Here is a 20,298-nt window from a genome sequence, read left to right on the forward strand (position 1 = left end):
GGGTGGCGCGTGTCCGGTGGGGTGGCGTGGGCGAGCGGCCTGTGCCCGGCGCGGCAGCGTGGGCGGGCGGTCCGTGTCCGGTGGGGTGGCGTGAGAGAGCGGGCTGCCTCCTTTGCGGTGGCGCGGGCGGGCGGTTCGCCTCCGGCGGGGTGGCGTGGGCGAGCGGCCTGTGCCCGGCGCGGCAGCGCGGGCGGGCGGTTCGCCTCCGGCGCGGCAGCGTGGGCGAGCGGCCCGTGTCCGGTGGCGTGGCGCGGGCGAGCGGGTCGCCTTCGGCAAGGTCGGATCAGGTGTCGCCTTCCCGGCTGTGAGGCGGCCCCCTTCGTCGTCGCCCGCTCCTGACACCGGGCGTAGCCTGGACCTCGTGTACACGGAACGGGCATCCGCGCTGACCGGCGCGGTCGTGTGGACGAACACGCCGTCCGCGGCCGCACCGGGGCGGGTGCTGCCCGACGGGTGCATGGACCTGCTGTGGCACGAGGGGCGACTCCTCGTCGCGGGACCCGACACCCGTGGATACGTCACCGAGGGCGCCCCCAGCCCCTGGGCGGGCGTCCGCTTCTATCCCGGCACGGCGCCCGCGCTGCTGGGCGTGCCCGCGCACGAACTGCGCGACCGGCGCGTGGAGCTCACCGACCTGTGGCCGACCGCCCGCGCACACCGGCTCACGGCGTGCGTGAACGCTGCGACCGACCCGGCACACGGCCTCGACGAGGCGGCCCTGCGCCTGGCGGCGGACGCCGACGCCCCCGACCCGCTCCTCGGCCACCTCGTCACGGCACTGGACGCCGGCCGCCCCGTCGCCGCCACCGCCGACGAACTCGGCCTGGGCACCCGCCAGTTGCACCGCCGCGCCCGGTCCGCCTTCGGTTACGGACCCAAGACGCTGGCCCGGGTACTGCGGCTGCAACGCGCCCTGCGACTGGCCCGCCGGGGCACGCCGTTCGCGGAGACCGCGGCCGAGGCCGGCTTCGCCGACCAGGCCCATCTGGCGCGGGACGTCAAGGAGTTGGCGGGTCTGCCGCTGGGCGAGCTGCTGCGGTAGCGGCGCGCGGACGGCCCGTACGGCGACCGCGGTCTGCTGGGCGGAGGTGCGCGGCGGTCTACTGGGGGAGTGCCGCGGACTACTGGGGGAGTGGCGCGAACTACTGAGGGAGTGGCGCGAACAGGTCGACGCCGTTGCCGTCCGGGTCGTGCACCGTCGCGTACCGCTGTCCCCAGACCGCGTCCCACGGCTTGAGCTCCCCGTCGTACCCGGCGCCGACCAACTCCTCGTACACCGAGTCGACTTCGGCGGGCGTCGCGCACCGGAAGGCGAGCGCGACCCGACCACCGCCGACCGGCGCCTGCCACCCGGCGTGGAACGAGCGGATGGTCTCCTCGGTGTCCAGGGCCAGCTTCAGCCCACCGGGCAGTTCGGCCTCGACATGGGGCAACTCCTCGGCCCCGTCCGGAAAGACGAGCCCGAGCCGACGGTAGAAGGCGAGCGAGGCGGCCAGGTCGGAGACGACGAGGCCGATCACAGAGAATTGTGGAGTCATGCGAGCACCGTAGGCAGGCCACGCCCGCCGGGTCTTGAAGGAATCGGACACGCGGGCCCGGCCCTCAGAAGGTGACCGGCCCCCGAGGCGTGTCCACCGTGAACGAGAGCCCGAACGGCCCCTCGGACAGGGCGAGTTCGGCCTCCACCGCCGCCAGCAGCGGCCGGATCTCGTCAGGGTCGGGCGCCGTCGCGGACAGGGCCAGCAGGGGAGTGGCGGGCAGCGAGGACGCCGTCGGGTGGTCGGAGTCCTGCCAGTCGATGAGGAACGGCACCAGACCGGACGGATGCGCGGTGTCGCCGTCGGTCAACCGCCACTCAAGCAGCGTGCCGTCGGGCCGGCGCCGGCTCATCGGGTGGATGCGCCCGGGATCGTAGCCCCGCGCACGGGCACCCTCGACCGCCGCGTCCAGGTCGGCCGGGCTGATCGCCCAGGTCACCGTCCGTGCCACGGCCAACTCGTCGACGTCGAACGGGCGGGGACCGCTCGGCTCCGGCTGCTCCGGGTCGGGCCCGATGATCTCCAGATAACTGCGGCCACCCAGTGCCACAAGGTAGTTGCGGGTGCCGAAGCCGACATGCACACCGCCGGGCGCGGGCGCCACACCGGTGCGCCGCGTGAAGTCGGCGACCGTCGCGGCCAGATCGGGGGTCGCGAGGACGAGATGGTCCAGTCGCGCGGGAATGGCGTTCATCGCAGCAGAGGCTACGGGGCAAGGTGGCTTGAATGGAACACCTGTGCGGCGAGGAGGGCGGGTCCTTCGCCCGGGCTCTCGCCCGACCGCTCCCGATCAGTCGCCGTGGGTGAGCGTGCCGTCCTCCGACATCCTCGGGTGCAGCTTCATCGGACCGTACGCGTCCACGTCCGAAGGGCGGGGAGACTCCGGACCCTTGGGGCCGGTGCGGAGGATGCGCTCCACCCGGCAGATCCGGAAGAGACGGTCGTCGACGCGGAACTCGTCCGCACGCCCGAGGGCACGGAACTCCTCGGCCGCCGCCGCGTACCTGGCCTTGGTCCTGTCGTCGAGGCTGTACAACAGCGCCCACACCTCGGCCAGCCCGTCGTACAGCATCTGGCGGGCCGCGTGCGGGGTCGGTGCCAGGACGCCGAGCGGTCGCCAGCCGCCCTCGCGCTCGACCCGCTCGACCACACCGAAACCGGTGGGGAGCAAGACCGGTTCGGGGTGAGTGGCGACGGACTTCTCGGAGTCCGTACGGACCTCGACGGGGAAGTGGGCGCCCGTGTACGTGAAGGCACGCAGCCCGAGTTGGATCGCCCCCGCGGACGGGCCCTCGGCGAGCCCCGGATCGATCGTGAAGCCGATGTCCCGCAGCTTGTGGTCGCGCGCCTGCCGGTCCCAAAGCCGGATCGTCGGCTCGGGGTCGGTGGGCCGGGGCGGCTCAGGACCGCCGTCGCCGATCCGCGCGAACTCGTCCCCGCGCACCACCCGGTAGCGCACCCCGCAGGCCGTCACCTCGTCCGCCCGCTCGCGCTCCAACACGGCGACGCCCGCGAGCAGTTCACGCCGTACGGCCCGGTCGTCGGTGTCGTCCTTCGCGGTGAAGAACAGATACGACTGCAACCCGTCCCGCGCCATCTGCGGCACCCGGTCCACGACCGGCTTCAGCACCCGCCACTGGGGTCCCACCGCCGGATCCTGGGCGGCGATCCCGAACACCGGTCCACGCAGGGCGAGTCGGGGATAGCGCCGGGCACCCTCCATCGCGTCGGCCTCGCGCACCCAGGCGGCGGGGTCGTCACGACGGATCAACTCCTCGTGGAGCGCGTCGATCTGTTGCTGCCAGTCATCGGACATGAACGCATTGTGCCGAGTCCACCGGGCGTGGGCACCCGAACCGACGCAACTTCCACCGGGGTTGGAAAGGAAGTGGTAGACGCTAGGACCGCGGACGTGCCGTACTGCTCCGCTCCACCAACCGCGTCGACAACTCCGTACGTGTGCTCTCCGGGCGTTCGCCCTCCATCATGCGGACCAGCAGCCGCAGGGCCGTGGCCGCCATCTCGGCCAGCGGCTGGCGGACCGTGGTGAGGGCCGGGGCGATCCAGCGGGACTCGGGCAGATCGTCGAAACCGACCACGCTGACGTCGTCCGGCACGCTCAACCCCCGTTCCGCCAGGGCCTCGTAGACACCCAGCGCCATCCGGTCCGAGCACACGAACACGGCCGTCGGCGGCTCGCGCAGTTCGAGCAGGTCCAGCATCCGCCGCCGGGCCACGCTCTCGTCGAAGCCGGCGTGCCGGACGTACTCGGCACGGTGGCGCACCCCGGCCGCCGCGAGCGCCGAACGGTAGCCGGCCACCCGCGCGCTGCTGCACATCTTGTGCTGATGGCCCGCGACGACCGCGATCCGCTCATGGCCGAGGGCGAGCAGATGCTCGGTGGCGGTGACCCCGCCCTGCCAGTTGGCCGCGCCCACCGACACCACACCCGGCGGCGGTTCGAGCACCGGGTCGATCAACACGTAAGGGATCCGGCGCTGTTCAAGCCAGGAGTACTGGGCCGGCGTCAGCTCGGCCAGATTGAACAGCACCCCGGACGAACCGCGCACGACCAGCTTGTCCAGCCAGCCGCGCTCCGGCTGCCCTGTCCTGGTCCGGTTCAGCGCCGCCGAGACCACGACCTCCAGGCCCGCGTCGTGCGCCGCCGCCTCCACCCCGTGCAGCACGGCCCCCGACCAGGAGGTGTCGAGCGCGTGGACCACGAGGTCGACCAGACCGGGCACCTTCGTCGTGTCGAAGCGGGGTCTGCGCACATAGCCGAGCCGGTCGAGCGCCTCTGTCACCCGCCGACGCGTCTCGGGCGCCACGTCCTCCCGCCCGTTGACCACCTTGGACGCGGTCGGCACGGACACCCCCGCCTCACGGGCCACGACCGCCAGCGTCGGCCCCGCGGCCACGCTCGCATTCCCCGTACGGACCATCGGGAACCACCTCTCCGGCCCGCCCGAGGGCCACCGAAAATTTCGACCAGCGACGAAGCGGTAAGCGCTTCCTACCCTAGGTTCACCGCAACGCACCGGGAAGAGGTTGGACTTCGCAGGCTTGGAACGTCCCTGACTTTCGAAACTTCGAACAGGGTGGCTACCGACAGTTGAGCCGAAACCCGCTGAAGTCGGCGGTGAACGCGGCGTCGACGAGGTCCACGGCATGGATGCCGACCATCGCACCGGTGAAGCGCAGCTTGGTCCCGTAGTCGTCGGAGAGCTTGCCGAAGTCGAGCACGGGTCCTACGGGAGTACGCGCATGGCCGCCCTGGGCAGTTGGAGTAGCGCTGCCCCCGAGGGCGTACCAGAAGCGCGCTTCCACGCCGTCCACCGTCACCCCGAGCGTCAGCGGCCCGTCCGCATCCGCGTCGATGTCGACCACGGCCGCCTGCCGAGTGGCGGACTCCTCGCGCTCGACAAGACGGAGGACGGTACGACCCTTCCCCTGCCACTGCTGCCCGTGCTGCCCTTCGCCCTCGGGCTCCGCCCAGGTCACGTCGAGGCTCACGTACGCCTCGGTGTTGTACCAGAGCACCAGCCCCGCGGCCTGCGTGAACGTCCGCGGCCGAGCCTCGACGGTGACCTCGGCCTCCGCCCGGTGCTCGGTGATCCGCTGGGCGAGCAGACTGTGCGCCCACCGCGACTCGGGCCCGTGCCGACCGCGCAGCCGGATCCAGCCGGGCCGGGCACGGGCGTCGGCCCATGAGGGATCGGGATATCCGCGCGGGGAACTCCACGGCCAGCCCAACTCGTCAGAGGGCAGGCCCGTCGGCACATCAGGACGTGGAGGCGAAGCGCGAGGCGTCACTACGTCGACCTCGACCGCCGGATGATGGCCGCCCTGCCGAAGCCGGGGCCACCCCTCCTCGTCCCACACCAAGGCCTGGACCGCAGTTTCCCGCCCGAGCGGACAGCGCGGTCCGCCACCGCTGTCCAGCGGACGGGCCGTCAGATGGCTCAACACCCACTCCCCGCCCGGCAGTTGGACCAGCTCCCCATGCCCCGCCTTCTGCAACGGCAGCGAGGGATCGTCCCGAGAGGTCAGCAACGGCCGATCGTCGAGCACGTACGGACCTGTGAGCGCGCGGCTCCGCGCCACCCGCACGCCGTGCTCGAACCCCGTACCCCCCTCTGCGAGCACCAGGTAGTACCACCCGTCCCGGCGCACCAACTTGGGCCCCTCGATGAGGCGTTCGTGCTGCACCAGCAGATGGGTGCCGCCGATCGGAGCCAGCGTCTCGCGGTCCAACTCGCTCAACACGATGCCGGCGAACCGCCGCCCACCCGGACGATGGTCGTTCTGCAGATTGAGCAGCCACAGCCGACCGCCCTCGTGATAGAGCGCGGGATCGAATCCATGACTGGCCACCCGCCGAGGAGCGCTCCACTCGCCACCCACCTCAACGGCCGTACTGACATGGACATCCGCGTCGAAGTACGCCGTCCCGACCGAGCGCACGACCGCGTACACCACCCAGAACCGCTCAGCGTCCCAGCTCAGCGAGGGCGCCCAGATGCCACCCGAGTCGGGCACCCCGGCCAGCGAGTCGCCGGGTACGGCGCCGCGGACATGGCCGGCGTACTCCCAGTGCGCGAGATCGCGGGAACGGTGGATCGGAATGGTCGGGAACCACTCGAAGGAACTGTTCGCCACGTAGTACCAGTCACCGACTCGCACCATGGAGGGATCGGGGGCGAAGCCACGGAGAACAGGGTTGCGCAGCAAGGTCACTTGAGGGGGCACGGCGGGGCTCACTTGAGGGCTCCGAGGGTGACTCCGGTGCGCCAGTACCGCCGCATGGCGACCATCATGATGGCCATCGGGACGATGGAGAGCAGCGCGCCGGTCAGCACCAGGCTGGTGAGGTCGACGCCGGACTCCAGGCGTTTGCCGGACCAGTTGTACAGGCCCAGGTTGAGGGTCCAGTTCTCCTCGCCGCGCAACACGGTGAGCGGCAGGAAGAAGGCGTTCCAGGTGTTGACGAAGGCCAGCAGAAAGACGGTCGCCCCGCCGGTCGTCATCATCCGCAGCACGATGCTGAAGAAGATCCTGAGCTCACCGGCCCCGTCGATCCGGGCGGCCTCCAGCAGTTCGAAGGGGATGGTGGCCTCGGTGTACACCTTGGCGAGATAGACGCTGAACGGATTGATCAGACACGGAATCAGCATCGCCCACGGGGTGTCGACGAGCCCGATCTCCGAGAACATCAGATACAGCGGCAGCGTCAGCAGCGCGATCGGGATCAGAAACGACCCCACCACACACGCGAACACCAGATTCCGCCCCGGGAATTGAAAGCGGGCGAGCCCGTACCCGGTGGCGAGGGCGAGCAGCGTCCCGCCGAGGGAGCCGACACCGGCGTAGAGGAACGAGTTGGCGGTCCACCGCAGGAAGATCCCGTCCTCGTAGGTGAACAACTGCCGCAGATTCCCCCACAGATGCCACCCGGAGAACCACAGCCCATTGCTCTGATAGAGCCCCGTACGGTCCTTCGTCGAGGCGACGATCAGCCACCACACCGGAAAGAGGCTGTAGACACTCGCCAGCACCAGCCCGACGAGCAGAAACCGCTGCCCGCCCCGCGACCGCGAAGCCCGGTCCGGCGCACTGATCCTGCCCAACTGCCGTACTTTCGCCCGCGGTTCCTCGGTGAGCGTCATCAGTCGACCTCCCTCGAAGTGAGCCGATAGAAGAGGAAGGAGGCAACGCCGAGAATGAGAGCCAGCAGAACCGACAGAGCAGCGGCGTAGTGGTAATTGCCGGCGTTGAACGCCTGGTTGTAGATGATCATGATCGGCGTGAAGCTGTCGCTGACCGTCTGCGGAGTGATGTTCCGGAACAGCGCGGGCTCGTTGAAGATCTGCAGCATCTGAATCACGGACAGCATCCCGGTGAGCACCAACGCGCCCCGCACATAAGGAATCTTGATACTCACGGCGATCCGCGGCTCCGAGGCCCCGTCCAGCCGAGCGGCCTCGAACAGCTCACGCGGCACGCCCTGGAGTGCCGAGTAGATGATGACCATGTTGTAGCCGATGCCGTGCCAGGTCAGCAGGTTGCCGATGGACGGCCACACCATCGAGGGCGCGAAGAAGTTCCAGTCGAAGCCGAACACCTTGCCCAGTGGCGTGAGCGGACCGACGGCCGGGCTGTACAGATTGATCCACACGAGCGCGGCGACCACACCCGGGATCATGTACGGCACCAGCAGCACGAGCCGGAACCGGCTCGCGGCCCGGGAGGCGAGCGCGTCGAGGAACAGCGCGAGCAGCAGGCTGATGAGGAGCATCACCGGGATCTGCACACAGGCGAACAGCACCACCCGCAGCACGGACCCCATGAACGCCGAATCGGTCAGCCCCTGCTGGTAGTTGTCGAACCCGGCGAACTTCTCGGTCGACCCCCCGAGCCCCAGCCCGGACTGCTGCTCACGGAAGAGCGACTGGTAGACGGCGTACCCGATCGGGAGCAGATACAGAAAGACGAAGCCGAGCTGGAAGGGCACCGTGAAGGCGGCGCCCTTCCAGCGCAGTGAGCGAGTCATCGTGGTTCGCCCTCAGCCTCTAGCCCTCGACACTGATGCCGCGGGACTTCAGGTCCTTGACCGTCCACTCCTGCATGTGCGCCAGCAGGTCGGTCACCTTCTGCTCCTTGCTCACGACCTTGGCCCAACCGGCCTGCATCTCGGTGAACATGGCGGTCCAGTCGGGCCCGAAGGTCCAGTCGGTCGTCACGGTTCCCAGGCTCTCGGTCACCACCTTCTGCGCGGCCTGGTAGTTACTCCCGAGCAGCTTCTCGGAGACGGCCTCACCCACGTACGACTGACTGTCGGCCAGCGCCGGCATCACCCCGTTGCCGGTGGTGGGGGAGGCCATCGTCTTCACGGCACCGGCGTCGGTGGACATCCACAGAGCGGCCTGCGCGGCTTCCTGGACGTGCTTGCACTGCTTGGTCACCAGCGTCACGCTGCCGGTCAGATTGGTCCCCGCGGGCGTCTTGGCCGCCTCACCCGCATAGGTCGGCCACGGCGAAAGGGCCCACTTCCCGAAAGACTTGGTGAAGTTCTGCACCATGCCGGCCATCTGCCAGGTCGAGATCTGCCGGGTCGCGGTCCCGCCCTCGTCGTAATTGCGCTGCACGGCGGCGTAGTCGGCGAAGGACAGCTTCGAGTTCAGATCACCGTCGATGATCTCCTGAATCACCTTGGCGGCCTTCAGACTTCCCGCGTCCTGGAAATCCACCTTCCAGGAGTTGCCGTCGATGGCGTACCAGTGCGCCCCGGCCTGCATGGCGAGCACCTCTAGCGTGCTCGGGTCCTCGCCGGCGAAGTTGGTGATCTTCACCCCGTGCTTCTTCAGCACCTTGCCCGCGGCGATGAAGTCGTCCCATGTGACCGGCGCGGCGATCCCGTACTTCTTGAAGAGGTCGGTCCGGTAGATGGTGAAGTTCGGCGAGGAACTCGTAGGCACGCCATACGACTTGCCCTGCACCTGAGCACTGGCCCACGCACCCCCGTTGAACTTCCTCTTGCTGGCGTCCACGTACTGGCTGATGTCGGCGAGCGCCCCCTGCGAGACCCAACTGGTCACGTACTCGGCGGTGTTCTGCACGAGACAGGGCGCGTTGCCCGCCTTCACGGCGTTGGTCAGCTGCTTCTGCATGGTCAGCTGGTCGGTCACCTTGGTGTACTTGAGCTTGACGTCCTTGTGCGCGGCGTTGAAGGCCTTGACGACCGCCTCCTGACCGTTGGCCCAGCCCCAGAAGGGCAGGGTGACCGGACCGGACGACTTGGTGTCGTCCCCCGAGTCCGACCCGCCACAGGCGGCGAGCAGACCCGTCAGCGCGATTCCGGCGACGGCGGCGTGGGCGAACCTTCTCCGGGAGCTGGTGAAGTTCATCTGACCGTGATCCTTCGGGGATTGGGCGTTCTCAGAGGAAGGGGGGCGCTGCGGAAGATGTAGAAAGCGGTTGTCGTGAAGGTAGGTCGGCGGTCAGGCCCGTAGCAAGAGGTGTGCGCGAACTTCTTCGCTGAGGTTGGGAAATGCGCTGGTGGAGAGCGGAAACCGGTTACGAAACGATAGGCAACCGGTTCCTGAAACGCGACGCAACCCCGGTGACCAACCGCTCTTCTCGGACCGGCAGGCGCCTAACGCTCCGCGTGATCCGCGTGCTGTCCGCGCGAGCCCTCGGGCCGCCGGATCCACGCGTCCAGCAGCCGCAGCGCCTCTTCGGAGCTGGAGCCTTCGGCGGCGGTGTAGACACTCAGCCGTTGGTCCGGGTCGGCGGGCGTGGTGAGGGACTCGTAGGTGAGGGTGAGCGGGCCGACGACCGGGTGGTGGAAGTGTTTGCTGCCGTGCGTGTGCCGGTACACGTTCTGGTCGGCCCACCAGCGGCCGAAGTCCTCGTCCGCGATGGAGAGTTCACCGACGAGTTCCGCGAGGAGCGGATCGTGGGGATGGCGTCCGGCATCGAGCCGGAGCGAGGCGACGATGTCCTGGGCGTGGGTGTCCCAGTGCGTGTACAGCGAGCGGGCGGTCTCGTCGCGGAACATGAACCGCACCAGGTTCCGCTCGCGGTGCGGCAGCGCGTCGAAGTCGGTGAGCAGCGCACGGGCCATCCGGTTGGACGCGAGGATGTCCATTCGCCGCCCCAGCACCAGGGCGGGGGTGTGCTCAAGGATCCGGAGCATGTCGCGCAGCCCCGGGCGGACCGGCTGCGGGCGCGTCGCCGCGCGGCGGGGACTCCCCGCGGAAGGCTTGGCGAGCTGGAACAGATGGGCGCGTTCGACGGGGTCGAGGCGCAGCGCGCGGGAGATGGCGTCCAGCACGGACTCGGAGACGTTCATCCGGCGTCCGCGCTCCATGCGTACGTAGTAGTCGACGCTCACGCCTGCCAGCCGCGCGATCTCCTCGCGGCGCAGTCCTGGCACGCGTCGGGACCCACCGTCGTCGGACAGGCCCGCCTGGCGCGGGGTGATCCGCGCCCGCCGGGAGCGGAGAAACTCACCGAGAGCCGTGTTGCGGTCCATACCGTTCACGATAGGACCCGAGATCGCCCCCACGGCCGGCGAGAGGGGGACTGACAGTCCCCCGGTCCGGCCGTCCCCAGGGCCGAGCGGACCCCCCGGAAGCCGATCGGCGGCCGATTCCGGTGCTGAAGTGGAACGTGTCGAGACCGGCCGGGGCCCAACCGCCCCCCGCTCGGCGTCCGTTCGCATCGCACGAAGGGGAACTCCCGTGTCGGACACCAAGACATTCCTGATCACCGGCGTCAGCACCGGCCTGGGCCGCGCACTCGCACGCGCCGCGCTGGCCGCGGGCCACCGGGTGGTGGGCACGGTGCGCACGCCCGCCGACGCCCAGGCCTTCGAGGCGCTGGCCGGCGACGCGCACGCCCGCATCCTGGACGTGACCGACCACGACGCGGTGAACACGGTCGCGGACGAGACCGAGCGCGACCTGGGCCCGGTCGACGTACTCGTCGCCAACGCCGGATACGGCCACGACGGCCTCTTCGAGGAGTCGTCGATGGAGGACCTGCGCCGTCAGTTCGAGGTGAACGTCTACGGAACCGTGGCGGTGATCAAGGCCGTGCTGCCGCACATGAGGGAGCGCCGTTCGGGCCACATCGTCGCCGTCACCTCGATGGGCGGGCTGATCACCATGCCGGGCCTCAGCTTCTACCACGGCAGCAAGTTCGCGGTGGAGGGCATCCTCGAATCGCTCGGAAAGGAGGTCGCCGATCTCGGCATCCATGTCACCGCCGTCGAGCCGGGCAGCTTCCGGACCGACTGGCTCGGCCGCTCGATGACCCGCGCACCCCGCGCGATCGCCGACTACGACGAGCTGTTCGAGCCGGTGCGCGCCCGCCGCGTCCACGGCAGCGGACAGCAGCCGGGCGACCCGGACAAGGCCGCGGCCGCCGTACTGCGCATCGTGGCGGCCGACCGCCCGCCCACGCACCTGCTGCTCGGCCCCGACGCGCTTCGGCTGGTCCGGGCCGGACGCGACGCCTTCGAGCGCGACCTGTTGGCCTGGGCCGAACTGTCGGCCTCCACCGACTTCGACGACACCAGCGGGTCCGCCTGACGGCACGGGCTGTCGGGCCCCCGGCGCGGGGCCCGGACAGCGACCGTCATCGCTGAGCCCTCCAGAACGACCTCTCCACCCGTCCTGCACCCTCTGAGCCCGTCAGTTCAACAGAGCGGCCGTGAACAGATCACGGTGATCCACCAGCCACCCCTAGATGCGGTCCCAACGCTGCCAACCACCGCGCTCGGACAAGGCGTTGGCGTACACGGGGTCGCCATCCGCCACCCGGTCGGCGACGAAGGCCCGGCAGGACGCGGTGGCCTGTTCGATGACGCCGGGCAGTTCGGCCCGCTCGTGCGGGGAGAGACCGTAGCTGTCGGCGAGGATCCGCAGTCGCGCAGGGGCGTCCAGCCCCGCGGGATAGAGAGCGGCCGCGGACGCGGGATCGAGCATGGGAACCCAGTAACGGGCGGTCATGGCGAGGTCCCACACGGCGCGGCCGGGGGCGGCCAGATCGAAATCGATCAGTGCCTCGGCACGGCCGTCAAGGAAGACGACATTGTCCGGACACACATCGTTGTGGCACAGCATGATCCCGCCCGCAGGGTCGGCCAGGGCCCGGGGCCACTCCGCGCCGGCGTCGACGGCGATGTCCGCGCCGACGTCGTGCAGGCGCCGCAACAGACTTCCCACCGACCTCAACGCGGTCTCCGTCATCACCCAGCGCGGGTAAGGCGGGAGAGCGACGTCACCGGGGATGAAGGTCAGCTGCTCGCGGCCGTCCGCAGTGAGACAAACCGGCGTCGGAGCCGCGTCGAACCCATGCTTTCTGAGCGCGAGGAAATGAGCATGGAGAGCACGAGCGGTACGCGGCGCCGGGCGCTCCACCACACCACCGCGACGGAAGACCGCACCGGCGTTCACCATGCCGCCGACCAGGGGGTCGCCCTCGTCCGTCTCGCCCTCGTCCGTCATGTCGATGACGCTACCGGCGGGCCGGCGGCCGCACGGAGTTGCGCACGACGACATGGGTGCCCAGCACCACATGGTCGCCGTCACCGCCCTTGCGCCGCCCCGCCCCACCCTCACGCCGGTCGGCGACCGCACGCAGGGCCACCCGGCCCATCTCCTCGTACGGGACGTGCACGGTGGTGAGTTGAGGGGTCAGCTGGGAGGCCAGCGGGATGTCGTCGTAGCCGACGATGGAGACGTCCTCGGGCACCCGCAGTCCCCCCGCCCGCAGCGCCTGCATGGCCCCCGCGGCGACGACGTCCGTCCCGGCGAGCACGGCGGTGAATTCCAGCCCCGCCCCCAGACTCTCCTCCACGGCCTCGTACCCGTGCTCGTAGTCATAGGGCCCGTGCCGCACCATGCCCGCCTCGAAAGGCACCCCGTACGCCTCGAAGGCCCGCTGAGCCCCCCTCAACCGCCCTTGAGCGGTGGTGAGTTCGGCATGCCCCGGCAATACCAGCACCCTCCGATGCCCGGCCGACAACAGATGGCTGGCCATGGCATAGGCGCCGCCCTCGTTGTCGTAGTCGACGGTCGTGGCCGGCACGTCCCCCTCCAACGGAGGCCGCCCCACCAGCACCAGATGCGAACCGGCGGCATCCAGAGATCGAGCGAACCGGGCCATGCGCAACTGGTACTCGTCGTAGTCGTAAGCACCGCCCAGCAACACCACAGCGGCGACGCCCTGTTGGCGCATCAGATTGACCAGCGCCAACTCCCGCTCGGGGTCGTCACCCGTCGTCCCCACCAACGACAGCCACCCCCTCAGCGTCGCGGCACCCTCAACTCCCTTGGCGACGTGGGCGAAAGCAGCGCCAGTGATGTTGTTGATGAGAATGGCGACGGTCGGGGTCCCGCCCCCGGCCAGCGACCGGGCATGCGCATTGGTGACGTAGTCCAGGTCCTGCACGACCTTCATCACCCGCCGCCGCAACTCCTCCGACACCGGATAGTTCCCGGACAACACCCGCGAGACACTCGCGACGGAGACACCGGCCCGCTCGGCCACGTCACGGATGGTGGCCCGCCCGATATCACCGGCAACCTTGCGCTGACTCACGGCCAGGACTCCTCGAACTCACAGGCCAGACCCCACCGGAACAGATCAGTCACCGGCTCAGAAACCGTATCCCATCCAATTCGCCGCCCCCGCAAACCACCACAGGCAGACGGCAACGGCCCACCAACGGTTCGTGTGCCAACGCGCCGGCCGCGAGGGAGCCGTAGGGGCGCGCCGGTGTCGAGACGGCGAACGCGCGGAGGCGCGAAGCGCTGAGCACGATCGCCGTCTCGACACCGGCATAGAGCGCCCCGAAGGCGACCGAGCAAGAAATTCGGCACGGCACCTGCAAAAGCAACCGCAAAACGCCGTGCCCTAGAGGGCCGCCCACTCAACCACCAAGCACACAAACCCAGTTCACCCACCTCAGATCAAGCCACGTCAATCCAACCCACCCACACCAAACGCCCCCAACTCAAGCCACCCGAACCAAATCCACATACCGCACCTCATGCCCCAACCCCACCCCCTCCGCCACCCGCTCCAGCTCCTCCACGACGATCAGCCCAAGTCGCTCCAGCTCGTTCCCGAGGGACCCGGCGATATGGGGCGTGAGGAAGACATTGGGCAGCCGATACAGGGGGGACCCCCCAGGCAAAGGCTCAGGCTCCGTCACATCAAGCACCGCACACAGCCGCCCCGAGACCAACTCCTCCACCAACGCATCAGGATCGACCAACGCCCCCCGAGACGTATTGATCAGCACCCCTCCGTCCCGGATCAACGCAAGCCGTGCCGCATCGAGCATCCGATAGGTCTCCGGAATATCAGGCGCATGCAGCGTCACGATGTCACTCCGCCGCAAGAGCTCCTCCAACCCCACCAACTCAGCCCCCAACACCTCCGCTTGACTCACCGTCACATACGGGTCGTACAGCAGCACCGAAAAATCAAACGGCCGCAACAGCTCCAGCAACCGCCGTCCCACCCGAGACGCCCCGATGACCCCGACCCGACGCCCGACATTGCCCGTCCCCGCGGTCTCCGCATGCGACGGATACCGGTGCTCCGCACGGAACCGCTCGCGATGAGTGAACGCGTCCTTCCCGCTGAGCAGGATCATCGCCAGCGTGTACTCCGCGACCGGCAGCGCGTTGCCGGTCACCGCGCTGGAGACGGTGATCCCGCGTTCCCACACCGCGTCCCCGACCAGTGAGCGGACGGAGCCGGCGGCGTGCAGGACGGTGCGGAGCCGGGGTGCGGCGGCCAGGACGTCGGCGTCGAGGCGGGGACAGCCCCAGCCGGTGATCAGGACGTCGGCGTCGGCGAGGGCGCCGGCCACCGCCGGGTCGGCGAAGTCCCGTACCACGAGCGTGGGGTCGAGGTCCGAGGTGTGGGTCAGCCGGGCCATGAGCGGCGGCGGGAAGAGCAGGGGAAGGTGCACCGGATCCATCGCGAACACGGCCCTGGGCTGCGGGTTGGGCATGACTCTCCTGACCACGAGATCTGACCACGGGACGGAAACATTTTCAGAAAGCGCCTTCTACCGTAGATCTACCGTAGGTCTCCCGAGAAGGACCGGTCAATCACTCGGACCGAAGGCCAACCGGTTGCTGGATCGGTTGCCGGATCCACGACGAACCCACCCCCACACCCCCCACCACCCAGCACCCCCAGAGTTTTCGAAACTTGGTCATCCCTCTTGACGCCCCCAGCGGCCGGAAGGAAGCTCCCTCCACTGCCTGTAGAAACCGGTTCCCGAAAACTTCTCAACGCAGAGACGTCATCTCGACGCTGAGACGCAGAGACTCGGAGGGTTCATGCACACCCAGGCCGGTGCTCCGCCCAGCCGCCGCCGTTTCCTCGCCCTGTCGGCGGGTGGCGCCGCGGTCGGCGCGGCGGCGTTGAGCGGCTGCGCCCTGCAAGTGGCCGGTGCCGCGACCGGCGGTGGCGAGCGCGTCACCGTGATGGCCAAACTCGACGACATCGCACCGGAGTTGATCCAGCAGGCGCAGAAGGAACTCGGCATCGGGATCACAGTCGTCCAGGACGACATCACCCGCCTGATCGCGATGCTCACCAACGGCAGCCCGCCGGACCTGGTGCGCGGCAGCGGCGCGCTCGACACGCCATACTTCGCCGCCCGGGGCGTGGCCGAGAACCTCGACCCGTACTTCGCGAAGTCGACCGTCCTCAAGGTCGACGACCTGGACCCGGCCAACGACCTGTGGCGTTACGACGGCCGGACCCAGGGCAAGGGCCCCCGCTACGGCATGGCGAAGGACTTCTCGCAGGACGCGATGTTCTGGTACAACGCGGCGCTGTTCGACAAGGCCGGCGTCGACTACCCGCCCGACACCGAGCCGATCACCTACGAGGCCTGGCTGGAGAACGCCAAGCGTCTCACCCAGCGCAAGAACGGCCAGACCACCGTCTACGGCGGCAGTTACAACGGCCTGGGCCTCGGCATCCTCTTCACCAACCTCACGGCCGCGGCCGGCGGCAGCCTCTTCTCCGCCGACTTCAGCCGCGTCGACTTCACCACCCCCGAAGCCCGTAAAGCCCTTGCCTGGTACGTCGATTACGCCAAGGCCAGGGTCGGACCGAGCCTCGTCCAGCCCAACCCCGACGGCTGGGACGGCCCCACCTATGTCGCGAACCGGATGGCCATGTCCGGCAGCGGCTACTGGCTGGGCGGCATGATCAACGCCGAGCCGAAGCTGGCCGAGGTGTCCCGCCTCGCACCCGCGCCGGTCTTCGAGGGCGGCCCGCGGCTCAGTTCCTGCCAGGGGGCCACCGGCATGTGGATGCCGAAGAAGGCGCGCAACAAGGACGCGGCCTGGCGGGTCTTCGAGTGGTTCTTCGGCGAGGGACCCGCCAAGGCGCGCGCCGAGGGCGGCTGGGGGATTCCGAGCCTGAAGTCGCTCCAGCCGCTGATGCCGCACAAGGAGGACTACCAGCAGCGCGCCATCGAGGTGCAGAAGGCCGAGTCGAAGCACTTCTCGGTGACTCCGTTCACCCCGTACATCAAGTGGGACGCGCTGGAGGCCCTCATCAACCAGGTTATTCCGGCCGCGATGAACGGCCGGATCTCCGTAGACACCCTCGCCGGACGCCTCAACTCGGTCGTCAACGAGCAGCTGAAGCGCGGTAAGGAGCAGGTGGGATGACAGCCGAACAGATTCCCGAAGCCGTACGGCGACCCCGAACCGCCGCGCCCCCCGGCGCCGGACGCACCACCTCCGCCCGCACCACCCCGACCCGGACCGGCGAGGGCGACTCCACCCACCTGCCCCGCACGTCCATGACGGCCCGCCGGCGCCGGGCGTTCTACCTGTTCACCTCGCCCTGGATCATCGGGTTCGCGCTGCTGACCGTCGGTCCGATGGCGTACGCGCTCTGGCTGAGCTTCACCACCTTCGACGGCATCTCGCCGCGCTGGCGCTATGTCGGTCTCGGCAACTACCGCGAGCTGCTGTCCGATCCGGTGACCTGGGACTCCCTGGGCCGGGCCGGGGTGTTCGCGCTCACCTCCGTACCGCTGTCGATCGTCGCGGGACTCGCCCTCGCGGTCCTCGTCAACCGGCCCATCAAGGCGCGCGGTCTGTTCCGCACGTTGCTCTATCTGCCGGCGGTGGTACCTCCGGTCGGCGCGGGGCTGATCTTCAAGCAGCTCTTCAACCGGGACTCCGGTGCCGCCAACGGCGTCCTGCATGTCTTCGGCATCGACGCCCTCGCCTGGCTCGACGACCCGTACGCCCGCTACGTGATCCTGATGGCGGTGCTGTGGGCCGCCGGGAACGTCATGATCATCTCGCTGGCCGGCCTCCAGGACGTGCCCCGTGAACTCCACGAGGCGGCCCGGATCGACGGCGCGAGCGCGTGGCGGACCTTCCGCAGCATCACCGTTCCGCTGCTCTCGCCGGTGCTGCTGTTCCAGGCCGTGACCGGGATGATCGCGTCGGTGCAGACGATCATGCCGCTGCTGATCGCCCCCATCTCGACTCCCTCCGGAGTCACCGGGATCCCGCAGACCAACTACATGTACATGATGCACGTGTTCGCCCAGTACTTCGCGATGGGCCGCTACGGCTACGCCTCCGCACTGCTGTGGGTGCTCTTCGTCCTGATCCTCATCGTGACCGGGATCGTCTTCAAGGCCACGTCCGGAGTGGTGTTCTACAACGTCGATCCGGAGGCGAAGAAGTGACTCCCACGAGCCTGCCCCCCAAGTCCGCGCAGGGCGTCCGCATCCGCGTCAACCGTCTCGTCCTCTACACCGTCCTCGTCGTGATCACCGGACTGATGCTCGGCCCCTTCGGCTGGCTGATCGTCACCGGCCTCAAGACGACCCCCGAACTGGCCGCCTCCCCGGTGCACTGGCTGCCCGACCGGATCCAGTGGCACAACTTCGCCGACGCCTTCACCCAGATCGACTTCCTGGGCTACGCCCGCAACTCCCTGATCATCGCCCTGATCTACGCCACCCTCGTCACCCTCAGCTCCGCCTGGGTCGGCTTCGGCTTCGCCCGCCTCAACGCCCCTGGAAAGAAAGCCCTGTTCGGGATTCTGCTCGGCTCCATGATGCTGCCGCAGATGATCACGCTCTTCCCGACGTACCTCATCTTCGCGAAGCTCGGCATGGTCGACACGTACTGGCCCTGGGTGCTCTGGGGCCTGGCCGGCGCCCCCTATCTCGTCTTCCTGTTCCGGCAGTTCTTCGCCGGGATGCCGAGGGAGTTGGAGGAGGCCGCGATCGTCGACGGCTGCGGGTACGCGGGGATCTTCTGGCGGATCTTCCTGCCGCAGTCCTGGCCGGTCCTGGCCGCGAGCTTCGTGATCGCCTTCACCTGGAGCTGGGGCGACTTCATCGCACCCATGCTGCTGCTCTCCAACGACCGCACCACGCTCTCCGTCGCCCTCATGACCTCGTACGTCACTCCGGGCGGCCTGCCCGTGAACAACCTGCTGGCCGCGGGCTCGGTGATGTACGTCGTGCCCGTCCTGCTCATCTTCCTCGTCGCCCAGCGCGGTTTCGTGGCCGGCATGTCGACGACCGGCCTCAAGTAGCCCCTGCCGCAAGCCCGTCCGCAAACCCTTCGGCAACGCCTTCCGTAACGCCTTCGGCAGTTCCTTCCGCACCACCTCGCAAGGAGTCGCAGATGAACACGCCTCTGTCCCGGCGCAACGCCCTCCAGGCAGCCGGCGCCACCGCCCTCGCCGCCGGTCTGTCGAGCGGCCTCACGGCCACGGCCGCCCACGCGAACGAGCAGGGCCATGGCCACAACTCCCGCCCGAAGCTGGTCACTTACCCCCGCCCGGCCACCATGCCGACCAACACCTCCTTCAAGGTGCGGGCCCGCATCGCCCCCGACGGTGAGTGGCAGACGCTCGACATCTGGCGGCCGCAGCTGGAGGAGATCAACGCCACCACCGGCTCCGGCAAGGTCTACAACTCCTCGATGGTGTACTTCGACTTCCGCGGTTCAGTGGAGCTTGAGGTCACCTACCTCAAGGGCGGCACCACCAAGGCCCGGGTGAGACCGGACGCGCTCGGCATCACGCCCGAACTCCTCGGCGACACCCTGCGGTTCACCCTCGACGAGCCGCACGACGTCGTCGTACAGATCAACGACGAGATCTTCGACTGCCTGCACGTCATCTCCAACTCCCTGGAGAAGCACGCCCCTTCGGCCGACGATCCGGACGTCATCTACTTCGGCCCCGGCGTGCACACCGTCACCGGCAACGTCCTGACCGTCCCCAGCGGCAAGACCGTGTATCTCGCGGGCGGCGCGGTGCTCACCGCCCAGGTCTACTTCAAGGACGTGGAGCGGGCCCGCCTCACCGGACACGGCGTGCTCTACAACAACCCCGGCGGCGCGATCCTCTGCGAGGGCAGCAAGAACATCCGCGTCGAGGACGTCATCATCCTCAACCCGTCCGGCTACGCGGGCACGTTCGCCGAGAGCAGGAACGTCCGCATCACCAAGGCGCGCGCGTTCAGTTCGAAGGGCAACGGCGACGGATTCGACGTCTTCTCCTCGACCGGGATCACCTTCGACGGCTGCTTCATGCGCAACTCCGACGACTGCATCGCCATCTACTGCCACCGCTGGGACTACTACGGCGACACCCGCGACATCACCGTCAAGAACTGCACCCTGTGGGCCGATGTCGCGCACCCGATCAACGTCGGCACGCACGGCAACTCCGACGCGCCCGAGACGCTCGAGAACCTCGTCATCAAGAACATCGACATCCTCGACCACCGCGAACCCCAGATGAACTACCAGGGCTGCATCGCCCTCAACCCTGGCGACTCCAACCTCATCAAGAACGTGCGGATCGAGGACGTGCGGATCGAGGACTTCCGCTGGGGCCAGGTCATCTACATGAAGGTCATGTACAACACGAAGTACAACACCTCGGTCGGGCGCGGCATCGAGGACGTGTACGTCAAGAACCTCACGTACACCGGCACCCACGCCAACCCGTCGCTCCTCCTCGGCTACGACGCCGAACACGCCATCAAGAACGTCACCTTCGAGAACCTGGTGCTCAACGGGCTGGTCGTCGCCGACTCGATGAGGAAGCCGACCTGGTACTACACCACCGACTCGGTCCAGTGGTTCTCCAACGAGCACGTGACGAACCTGAAGTTCCTCACGACCGCCGAGGCGGAGGCGGCCGCCGCGTCATGACCGTCCCG

General features: G+C 68.8%; 18 protein-coding genes. 6 read left to right on the top strand and 12 right to left on the bottom strand.

Annotated features, from left to right (window positions below):
* Positions 1-361 precede the first annotated feature (361 nt).
* Positions 362-1,042, top strand: coding sequence for a helix-turn-helix domain-containing protein (locus tag ACWDR3_RS10485; RefSeq protein WP_450352066.1), 681 nt, complete (start codon positions 362-364; stop codon positions 1,040-1,042).
* A gap of 100 nt (positions 1,043-1,142) precedes the next feature.
* Here ACWDR3_RS10485 and ACWDR3_RS10490 read toward each other — a convergent pair whose 3' ends face one another.
* The 9 genes from ACWDR3_RS10490 to ACWDR3_RS10530 form a co-directional block, all read right to left on the bottom strand.
* On the bottom strand, positions 1,143-1,538 hold the full coding sequence (locus ACWDR3_RS10490) for a VOC family protein (protein WP_450352067.1): 396 nt from the start codon (positions 1,536-1,538) through the stop codon (positions 1,143-1,145).
* A 64-nt stretch (positions 1,539-1,602) separates the two neighbouring features.
* The gene (locus ACWDR3_RS10495) at positions 1,603-2,232 is read right to left on the bottom strand and encodes a VOC family protein (protein ID WP_450352068.1); all 630 of its coding nucleotides are present in this window, start codon (positions 2,230-2,232) and stop codon (positions 1,603-1,605) included.
* A gap of 96 nt (positions 2,233-2,328) precedes the next feature.
* On the bottom strand, positions 2,329-3,354 hold the full coding sequence (locus ACWDR3_RS10500; protein WP_450352069.1) for a DUF5954 family protein: 1,026 nt from the start codon (positions 3,352-3,354) through the stop codon (positions 2,329-2,331).
* An 82-nt stretch (positions 3,355-3,436) separates the two neighbouring features.
* On the bottom strand, positions 3,437-4,456 hold the full coding sequence (locus tag ACWDR3_RS10505; protein ID WP_450352122.1) for a LacI family DNA-binding transcriptional regulator: 1,020 nt from the start codon (positions 4,454-4,456) through the stop codon (positions 3,437-3,439).
* A 184-nt stretch (positions 4,457-4,640) separates the two neighbouring features.
* Positions 4,641-6,275: a family 43 glycosylhydrolase gene (locus ACWDR3_RS10510; protein WP_450352123.1), complete on the bottom strand. Its 1,635-nt coding sequence runs from the start codon at positions 6,273-6,275 to the stop codon at positions 4,641-4,643.
* Positions 6,276-6,295: 20 nt separating this feature from the next.
* Positions 6,296-7,204, bottom strand: a complete 909-nt coding sequence (locus tag ACWDR3_RS10515) for a carbohydrate ABC transporter permease (RefSeq protein ID WP_450352070.1) — start codon at positions 7,202-7,204, stop codon at positions 6,296-6,298.
* Positions 7,204-8,088 (bottom strand): carbohydrate ABC transporter permease, encoded by an 885-nt coding sequence (locus tag ACWDR3_RS10520; protein WP_450352071.1) that lies wholly within the window; start codon positions 8,086-8,088, stop codon positions 7,204-7,206. The genes ACWDR3_RS10515 and ACWDR3_RS10520 overlap by 1 nt, the downstream gene beginning before the upstream one ends.
* A gap of 19 nt (positions 8,089-8,107) precedes the next feature.
* Positions 8,108-9,442 (bottom strand): ABC transporter substrate-binding protein, encoded by a 1,335-nt coding sequence (locus ACWDR3_RS10525; protein ID WP_450352072.1) that lies wholly within the window; start codon positions 9,440-9,442, stop codon positions 8,108-8,110.
* Between the two features lie 248 nt (positions 9,443-9,690).
* Positions 9,691-10,572 (bottom strand): helix-turn-helix transcriptional regulator, encoded by an 882-nt coding sequence (locus tag ACWDR3_RS10530; RefSeq protein ID WP_450352073.1) that lies wholly within the window; start codon positions 10,570-10,572, stop codon positions 9,691-9,693.
* A 208-nt stretch (positions 10,573-10,780) separates the two neighbouring features.
* On the opposite strand from ACWDR3_RS10530, the gene ACWDR3_RS10535 reads away from it, so the two are divergent.
* Positions 10,781-11,632 (top strand): oxidoreductase, encoded by an 852-nt coding sequence (locus ACWDR3_RS10535; protein ID WP_450352074.1) that lies wholly within the window; start codon positions 10,781-10,783, stop codon positions 11,630-11,632.
* Between the two features lie 153 nt (positions 11,633-11,785).
* Here ACWDR3_RS10535 and ACWDR3_RS10540 read toward each other — a convergent pair whose 3' ends face one another.
* From ACWDR3_RS10540 to ACWDR3_RS10550, 3 genes are all read right to left on the bottom strand, one after another.
* Positions 11,786-12,550 (bottom strand): phosphotransferase, encoded by a 765-nt coding sequence (locus ACWDR3_RS10540; RefSeq protein ID WP_450352075.1) that lies wholly within the window; start codon positions 12,548-12,550, stop codon positions 11,786-11,788.
* 10 nt (positions 12,551-12,560) lie between these two features.
* A complete protein-coding gene (locus ACWDR3_RS10545; protein ID WP_450352076.1) occupies positions 12,561-13,646 on the bottom strand; it encodes a LacI family DNA-binding transcriptional regulator in 1,086 nt (361 codons plus the stop codon).
* A gap of 415 nt (positions 13,647-14,061) precedes the next feature.
* The gene (locus ACWDR3_RS10550; protein WP_450352077.1) at positions 14,062-15,072 is read right to left on the bottom strand and encodes a hydroxyacid dehydrogenase; all 1,011 of its coding nucleotides are present in this window, start codon (positions 15,070-15,072) and stop codon (positions 14,062-14,064) included.
* Positions 15,073-15,406: 334 nt separating this feature from the next.
* On the opposite strand from ACWDR3_RS10550, the gene ACWDR3_RS10555 reads away from it, so the two are divergent.
* The 4 genes from ACWDR3_RS10555 to ACWDR3_RS10570 all read left to right on the top strand — a co-directional run bounded on the left by ACWDR3_RS10555 (position 15,407) and on the right by ACWDR3_RS10570 (position 20,290).
* On the top strand, positions 15,407-16,756 hold the full coding sequence (locus ACWDR3_RS10555) for an extracellular solute-binding protein (protein ID WP_450352078.1): 1,350 nt from the start codon (positions 15,407-15,409) through the stop codon (positions 16,754-16,756).
* Positions 16,753-17,796 (top strand): carbohydrate ABC transporter permease, encoded by a 1,044-nt coding sequence (locus tag ACWDR3_RS10560; RefSeq protein WP_450352079.1) that lies wholly within the window; start codon positions 16,753-16,755, stop codon positions 17,794-17,796. The genes ACWDR3_RS10555 and ACWDR3_RS10560 overlap by 4 nt, the downstream gene beginning before the upstream one ends.
* Positions 17,793-18,656, top strand: a complete 864-nt coding sequence (locus ACWDR3_RS10565; protein ID WP_450352080.1) for a carbohydrate ABC transporter permease — start codon at positions 17,793-17,795, stop codon at positions 18,654-18,656. Before ACWDR3_RS10560 ends, ACWDR3_RS10565 begins: the two co-directional genes overlap by 4 nt.
* A 92-nt stretch (positions 18,657-18,748) precedes the next feature.
* Positions 18,749-20,290, top strand: coding sequence for a glycosyl hydrolase family 28 protein (locus ACWDR3_RS10570; protein ID WP_450352081.1), 1,542 nt, complete (start codon positions 18,749-18,751; stop codon positions 20,288-20,290).
* The last annotated feature ends 8 nt before the right edge of the window (positions 20,291-20,298 follow it).

The sequence above is a fragment of the Streptomyces sp. NPDC001002 genome, assembly GCF_053599215.1.

Coding starts and splice junctions, on each gene's coding strand:
- ACWDR3_RS10490 (WP_450352067.1), bottom strand. CDS start 1,538: ATGACTCCACAATTCTCTGTGATCGGCCTCGTCGTCTCCGACCTGGCC.
- ACWDR3_RS10495 (WP_450352068.1), bottom strand. CDS start 2,232: ATGAACGCCATTCCCGCGCGACTGGACCATCTCGTCCTCGCGACCCCC.
- ACWDR3_RS10500 (WP_450352069.1), bottom strand. CDS start 3,354: ATGTCCGATGACTGGCAGCAACAGATCGACGCGCTCCACGAGGAGTTG.
- ACWDR3_RS10515 (WP_450352070.1), bottom strand. CDS start 7,204: ATGACGCTCACCGAGGAACCGCGGGCGAAAGTACGGCAGTTGGGCAGG.
- ACWDR3_RS10520 (WP_450352071.1), bottom strand. CDS start 8,088: ATGACTCGCTCACTGCGCTGGAAGGGCGCCGCCTTCACGGTGCCCTTC.
- ACWDR3_RS10525 (WP_450352072.1), bottom strand. CDS start 9,442: ATGAACTTCACCAGCTCCCGGAGAAGGTTCGCCCACGCCGCCGTCGCC.
- ACWDR3_RS10530 (WP_450352073.1), bottom strand. CDS start 10,572: ATGGACCGCAACACGGCTCTCGGTGAGTTTCTCCGCTCCCGGCGGGCG.
- ACWDR3_RS10540 (WP_450352075.1), bottom strand. CDS start 12,550: ATGACGGACGAGGGCGAGACGGACGAGGGCGACCCCCTGGTCGGCGGC.
- ACWDR3_RS10550 (WP_450352077.1), bottom strand. CDS start 15,072: ATGCCCAACCCGCAGCCCAGGGCCGTGTTCGCGATGGATCCGGTGCAC.
- ACWDR3_RS10555 (WP_450352078.1), top strand. CDS start 15,407: ATGCACACCCAGGCCGGTGCTCCGCCCAGCCGCCGCCGTTTCCTCGCC.
- ACWDR3_RS10560 (WP_450352079.1), top strand. CDS start 16,753: ATGACAGCCGAACAGATTCCCGAAGCCGTACGGCGACCCCGAACCGCC.
- ACWDR3_RS10570 (WP_450352081.1), top strand. CDS start 18,749: ATGAACACGCCTCTGTCCCGGCGCAACGCCCTCCAGGCAGCCGGCGCC.